Source organism: Paenibacillus sp. 01T422 (assembly GCF_056398785.1).
This window is the reverse complement of record NZ_JBFTQB010000277.1, coordinates 1-6,911: the sequence shown is the minus strand read 5'-3', so window position 1 is coordinate 6,911 and position 6,911 is coordinate 1. Positions and strand designations below refer to the sequence as shown.

Below are 6,911 nucleotides of genomic sequence, written 5' to 3'. Positions count from 1 at the left end.
CTCCATAGGAAACGGCCAGCGCAATCAACCAATTGCGCGTGAAATTAATATATATACGAATCCGCAAAAAATCGCCTCCAAGGCGGTTTTTTTATTCTAGTATAATCTTTCTGTTTTTATAGCCACTTTTCAGATCTATCAAATTCATGTAAAGTATGGAAAAGACATCTAAGAAATAAGCGTTTTTGAATGGTAACGGACCTTTTAAAACGAGAGGAGAATGATTAATGTACTCTTTATTAATCGTGGATGATGAAAGGTGGGTTCGTCAAGGATTAGTTACGACCATTGATTGGCAAGCAGAAGGCATTGAAGTGATAGGTGAGATGGAGGATGGAGAAGACGCGTTAACCTTCATTCAAGATCAGGTTCCGGATATCATCATCACGGACATCAAAATGCCCCGCATGGATGGTCTCGCTTTCATTGAAGCACTCAAAAACGCCAATCTGCCCTCAAAAATCATTATCATAAGCGGGTACAGTGAGTTCAGCTATGCGCAAAAAGCGATGCGTCTTGGAGCTGTTGATTATGTGCTGAAGCCTATTGAGGAAACTCTCATGCTGGGCGTAGTGCGAAAGTGCATAGAACAAATAAAACGTGAAAGAGAAGATCATGATGAATTCGTGCAGATGTCAGAGCGAGTTCGGGAAAGTTTGCCGCTCGCGAGGCAGCGTTACGTTGAAACACTTCTCACAAATGGAAGCGCTTCACAACAATTCTCGCGAACAGTGTGGGATCGTCTCAATATGCAATTAGACCCGAACCAGATCAAAGTTATCATGATCAAGATTTATGATTGGGGTGTACATGAGCACAACCCGAAGGAGCACTATTTGCTCCGCCACGCAATTGGCAATCTCGCCAAAGAAACCGGGAAACATGCGATGAAGATGATCACTTGTCCTTTGCATGAAGACAAAGATGCAGATTTAGTCATTTTAGTTTCCCAAAACATAGAGGGGGATCATGGCCATGAGCAAGGAACATGGGAGACACTAATTACCTCTTGTTGGCGCTACTTGGGAATCGGTATCAACATTGGAATTAGTAGACAAAGTCAGGTCACCGACATTCATGCTTCGTTCCAAGAAGCTGTCCAGATCTCTGCTTATGCGTTCTACGAAGGATATGGGAAAGTTTATGACGCGGATATGATGGAGGTACCTCAGTCCCATTCACATTCCAAATATACGCATCCTAATGGGTGGGTTACCAGGTTTGTACATGCTGTGAAGCTTAGCGATGATGCTGCTCTTCGTACTCTTATCGATGAACTGTTCGGACATTTGCAGATGCATAAACAGAAGTGTTCGCCGCATGTGTTGAGAAAGGGCTTAACCTCGCTATTCAGTGAAGTTGAGATGAAATTAGAGATCAATTATCCTTCTGATGTGAAAGAGGTTAATAAGAGCTTCGTCCTTCCATACTTTGCTTTGTCAGATTTGAAGGATGTGCTGCTTACGATCCTGCTCCAATTCCAGCCCGGCGATAATACATCGGGAAATCGCAAAAGGTTTATCGAGTTAGCTGTCGACTATATGGAAAAGCACTACACAGAACCGCTCACAATGAACCGAGTTGCTGAGCATTTGTTTTTGAACCCCTCTTATTTTAGCAAAATATTTCATGAAAAAATGGGTGAGACGTTCAGTAAATACTTAATCCGCTTACGGGTGAATAGGGCTAAGGAGCTTCTCAAAGATTCGACGCTTAAAATTTATGAGGTGGCCGAGCAAGTAGGTTATCAGGACTTCCGGCATTTTGTGAAACTATTTAAGGAGCAGGAGGGAATGACTCCAGCTCAGTATCGCGACATTGGCGTCTAAGGCCTAATTTGGAGGGGACATAAGCTTGAAGCTTCTTGCACATCTCAAATGGCGTTCCGTAGGCTATAAATTATTCATCTTATTTTTTGCAAGTATAACGATCTCGATCATGCTCATGGGGTATTTATCCTATCATAAAGCGAATGAGATTATTAGCTCCAAAGTTTCACAAGTAGCCTGGCAAACGATCCAACAAGCAAATAGGCGCTTAGAGCTGATTATGAACGAGTATGATAACAGGTCTTTATTAATTTTTGGCAATAAGGAAATTCAGAAAGGTATTCTCGGTGAATACAGGGATAGCTATGATCAGAGCTACAATAATCAACAGATCGGCAAGTTTTTGTCCAACTTGGTGAATGTCAAAAATGATACGTTGAACATTTATATTTTGGGTGAGCGCAGTGCTTCCTATCGATTCACGAACAACGGTTTTACGGAGCTCCCGATGGTTAACAAAGTGGAAGAAGATCAGGATTGGTACAAGCAGATAAAAGCTGCTAACGGTCAGGTGGTTTGGTATGGTATTCGATCACCTCTTGTTAAATCAACGATTGATCAAGACAATAAACCCGTCTTTGTGATGGGGCGGTCGCTCAAAAACTTCGATAATCTGAATCAAACGCTCGGCGTGCTCATCATGGAGTTTAATCCAGAGTTGATCCAGCAATTTTTGTCCGAGGTTGATTTCCAAGCTCAGGGCACTACGTATATTGTGAACGAAAATGACACGGTTATGGCCGATTCCAACGGTTCACTGAGTATGCGACCAGCAGGCCTCAATCTTCCTCCAACGCCAAGCGGATATTTAACAGACAAGGTCGATGGCAAAGATCTAATGGTCGTCTATGATCAATTGAAGATCAATGGTTGGAAGCTTGTCGGCATGGCACCGATTCAAAATTTGGTCAGTGATTCAAGAAAAATCGCTTACTACACGTTATATCTCGTTATTGGTTTTAGTGTTGTGGCTATCGCCTTAGCGTTCTTGTATGCCAAGCAAATGCATAAGCCCGTTAGAATGCTTCTATGGTCCATGCKCAGGGCCAGAGAGGGGGATTTCGATATCCAAATTACGGATGAGCGCAAGGATGAATTCGGCATGCTGTATCACAGTTTTAATACAATGGTGACGCGCATTAAGGATTTAATTGATGAAGTGTACATTCAAAAACTGCTAAAAAAAGAAACGCAATTGAAGATGATGGCCTCGCAAATTAATGCCCATTTTTTGTATAACACATTGGATTCTATTCACTGGATTTCCCGTATTTACAAGGTCGATGAGATCAGTACGATGATTTTCGGATTATCCAAGTATCTCCGGATCAGCTTAAGTGAAGGAAATGACTTTGTAACCGTCAAGGAAAGCGTTGAGCTGCTGGAGAGTTATTTGTCGATTCAAAAAGTGAGGTACCAGGACAAATTTACCGTGAACATGTACATAGATTCCGCTATGCTGGATCACAAAGTTCTGAAATTCGTCTTTCAACCGCTTGTTGAGAATGCTATTTATCATGGTCTTGAGAATAAACGAGGCAAAGGCAGATTGGATATTAGCTGGAAAATGGATGGCCAAATTCTGCGTTTCGAGGTTGAGGATGATGGAATCGGGATTCATGCGGATAAAATGGCGGAACTAACTGCTATGATGGCAAGCGATGAGTGGGAGGGAGAGCATAATTTTGCCTTAAGAAATATTCATTCGCAAATTCAGTTAACTTATGGCAAAGAATATGGTCTTTCTATTGAGAGTACACCAGGTTCTGGAACGAAAGTTAAGCTAGTGCTGCCCCTTCGATTATGACGAAATCCAAGAACGAACAAAAATAATACACTAAAAACAAAAGTACCCACGTTTAAAGGAGGCCATGAAAGCGCCTACAATAAAGATAAGCTCATAAGCGATTGAGAAACTTAAAGGAGGATCAATATGAACAATAGAAAAAAACGTATCGATTGGCAAAGCAAGAAGTTGATTGCACTCCCACTCTCAGCAGCACTGGCAATTACTCTGATAGCGGCCGGCTGCAGTTCCACGAACACCGCATCGAGCAGTCCAAGTACCAAAGGAACAGAAACAAAGAGCACAGACGCTAGCACGCCTAAAGCGGCTACCAGTTCCGGCGAACCGGTTACCATTGATTTTTGGTTTCCGTGGGGCGGAGACTATCAGAAGGATTTTAAAGCCAATGTAGTGGACGTATTTGAGAAGCAGCATCCTAACATAAAAGTGAAAATGACCTTCGTGGAGACAACAGGCCAAACACAAGCCTCCGATAAATTGCTGACAGCTATTGCCGGCGGAAATCCGCCAGACGTCGCTTTGTTCGACCGATTCTTGATTGGTTCTTGGGCGGCCAAAGGCTCACTGACAGACTTATCGGGCTATGTGAAGAGCAGCGGAATATCTCCAGATGACTATTATAAAGGGCTTTGGGCTGAAACGGTTTATAAAGACAAAGTGTACGCGCTTCCATGGGGTACTGACAATCGCGGGATGTATTACAACAAGACGTTGATGAAAGAAGCGGGACTAGATCCGAATAAGCCGCCTGCAACGATCGCAGAGTTAGACCAAATGGCGGAGAAGATTTTCAAAAAGGGCAGTAATGGAAAATATTCGCAAATTGGCTTTATCCCATGGATGAATCAAGGATACTTATTCACGCATGCTTGGAACTTTGGCGGGAAGTGGGAGGATAGCAACCATAACTTGACGCCGAACGATCCGCAGAACGTTAAAGCGCTTGCTTGGATGGCTGACTATGCGAAAAAGTATGATATCGGGAACTTGACCAGTTTCTCCGACGCTATGGGTCAAACTGGTATGAATCCGTTCTGGACAGGTAAAGTTGGTTTCGAATTTGATGGCAACTGGATTTTGAATGATTTGGCGAAGTACAAACTAAATTTCGATTGGGGCGTTGCTCCAATGCCTGCCCCAGATGGCAGTAAACCGACGACATGGGCAGGCGGTTGGTCCTACGTCATTCCAAAGGGCTCCAAGCATGAGAAGGAAGCATGGGAATTCGTCAAGTTCGTCGCGCATAAGGAAGGTACGCTGCTCTACGCGAAACGTCCGAAAGCTGGATATGATATTACGGCAATGCCCCAAGTTAATGAGGAGTTGAAGCTGTCCGAAAACCCGAACTTAAAGGTGTTTTTGGATTTAATGCCAGGGGCATACACAAGACCCGTATCCCCTGTAGGTGCTTTCTTGTGGAATGAAGCCATTAGGGTGCAAGACTTGGCGATTCATGGCAAAGGTGATGCCAAAACGCTGCTCGATGAAGTGAAGAAGAATGTGGACACCGAATTAGCTAAAGTAGGTAATTAGTTTCTAGAAAATAAGAGGCAGGGCATTCTGCATGGCCCTGCCTCTTTTACTTGAAAAGGAGGGGAACGGATTGAAATTGGCTGAGACTGAAACTTCCATCAATAAATTATCAGCTTCCGCAAGTGTTGTAAAGACGAAGAAAACGCGCTTCGAAAGAAAGATTTCCTTATTCGGATTGATCTTCGCAATGCCTTGGATTATCGGTTTGCTTCTCTTTCACGCCTATCCGCTTATTATGTCAGCTTACTACAGCCTAACCACCTACAGCATTCTTGAACCTGGAGAATTCGTAGGTTTCGATAATTATGCAAATCTTTTTAAAGACCGGGTATTCTGGATCAGTATTTATAATACCTTGTACTATACGGTGATTTTCGTTCCGTTAAGTATTGCGTTTGGCGTGTGTCTGGCGCTGCTGCTAAATTTAAAAATACGCGGGCAAGGCTTTTACCGAACCCTGTTTTTTATTCCTAGCTTAGTGCCTCCAGTCGCGACTACAATCATCTGGTTGTGGCTGCTCAACCCGCAATTCGGTCTTGTGAATTTTTGGCTGGAAAAGATCGGGATATCCGGCCCGCCCTGGATCGGAAGTGAGGCATGGTCTAAGCCGTCCTTAATTCTAATGAGCTTGTGGGGCACGGGGCAAGCAGTTGTCATTTATTTGGCAGGCTTGCAGGATATCCCCCAAGATTACTACGATGCCGCCAGCGTGGATGGAGCCAGTGCTTGGCAGCGAACGAAAACGATTACGTTACCGCTCTTGACACCTGTTATCTTTTTCAATTTAATTATGGGCACCATCGGCGCTTTACAAAATTTCGTTCTCCCCTATACCCTCACGAATGGTCAGGGAACACCGGCTAATTCCATGATGTTTTATGTGATGTATTTGTATACGAACGGTTTTGGTTACTTGAAAATGGGTTATGCTTCCGCCATGGCCTGGATTCTGTTCTTGATTGTGGTCGGTTTAACGGCGCTTATCTTCGTGTCTCAGAAGCGCTGGGTCCATTATCAAGGAAAAGAATAGGGAGGAGAGATCACTATGGGAAGCACTGAACTTAGTCCAGTTCGAAAAATATTTTCACATCTATTGTTAATTCTAGTTGGCGCTTTTTTCCTTTCCCCATTTCTATGGATGGTGTCTACTTCACTCAAAGCAAACGACGAATTGTTCTCATGGCCTCCAGTATGGATCCCTCATGTCATGGAGTGGAGCAACTATCCGGCAGCGTTAGATTATATTCCTTTTTTCAAATACTTGAAGAACACACTTACAATTGCAGGTCTAGCAACATTCGCGGTGCTGTTATCATGCCCGCTTGTTGCTTATAGCTTGGCTAGAATTCCTTGGAGGGGGGCGAAGCCGCTTTTTGCCGTGACACTTATCGTGATGATGCTGCCTTATCAGGTCACGATGATTCCCATTTTTATTGCCTTCAAAAATTTCGGCTGGGTCGGGACCAGCATCCCGCTTTGGCTTCCCGCTTTTTTCGGGGCACCATTCTTCATTTTCTTGCTACGCCAATTTTTTATGGGTTTGCCTAAAKAACTGGAAGATGCTGCGCGCATTGACGGCGCTTCAGAACTTCGCATCTATTGGCAAATTATTCTTCCACTGTGCCGACCTGCTTTGCTGACGATCGCGTTGTTCCAGTTCATGGGCAGCTGGACGGATTATCAGGGGCCGCTCATTTATTTGTCGGACGATAGCCAGTACACGTTGATGCTCGGTATGCAGT

General features: G+C 43.9%; 5 protein-coding genes. All 5 read left to right on the top strand.

Annotated features, from left to right (window positions below; genetic code table 11):
• Window positions 1-227 precede the first annotated feature (227 nt).
• On the top strand, window positions 228-1,829 hold the full coding sequence (locus AC1DUA_RS16815) for a response regulator (RefSeq protein ID WP_477500859.1): 1,602 nt from the start codon (window positions 228-230) through the stop codon (window positions 1,827-1,829).
• Window positions 1,830-1,854: 25 nt separating this feature from the next.
• Entirely contained in the window at window positions 1,855-3,636 is a 1,782-nt protein-coding gene (locus AC1DUA_RS16810) for a cache domain-containing sensor histidine kinase (protein ID WP_477500858.1), read from the top strand.
• A 126-nt stretch (window positions 3,637-3,762) separates the two neighbouring features.
• Complete coding sequence (locus AC1DUA_RS16805) at window positions 3,763-5,169, top strand: ABC transporter substrate-binding protein (protein WP_477500857.1); 1,407 nt, start codon at window positions 3,763-3,765, stop codon at window positions 5,167-5,169.
• A gap of 70 nt (window positions 5,170-5,239) precedes the next feature.
• Window positions 5,240-6,199, top strand: a complete 960-nt coding sequence (locus AC1DUA_RS16800; protein WP_477500856.1) for a carbohydrate ABC transporter permease — start codon at window positions 5,240-5,242, stop codon at window positions 6,197-6,199.
• Between the two features lie 15 nt (window positions 6,200-6,214).
• On the top strand, window positions 6,215-6,911 hold a 697-nt coding region (locus AC1DUA_RS16795; RefSeq protein WP_477500855.1), incomplete at its 3' end, for a carbohydrate ABC transporter permease.

Coding starts and splice junctions, on each gene's coding strand:
- AC1DUA_RS16815 (WP_477500859.1), top strand. CDS start 228: ATGTACTCTTTATTAATCGTGGATGATGAAAGGTGGGTTCGTCAAGGA.
- AC1DUA_RS16805 (WP_477500857.1), top strand. CDS start 3,763: ATGAACAATAGAAAAAAACGTATCGATTGGCAAAGCAAGAAGTTGATT.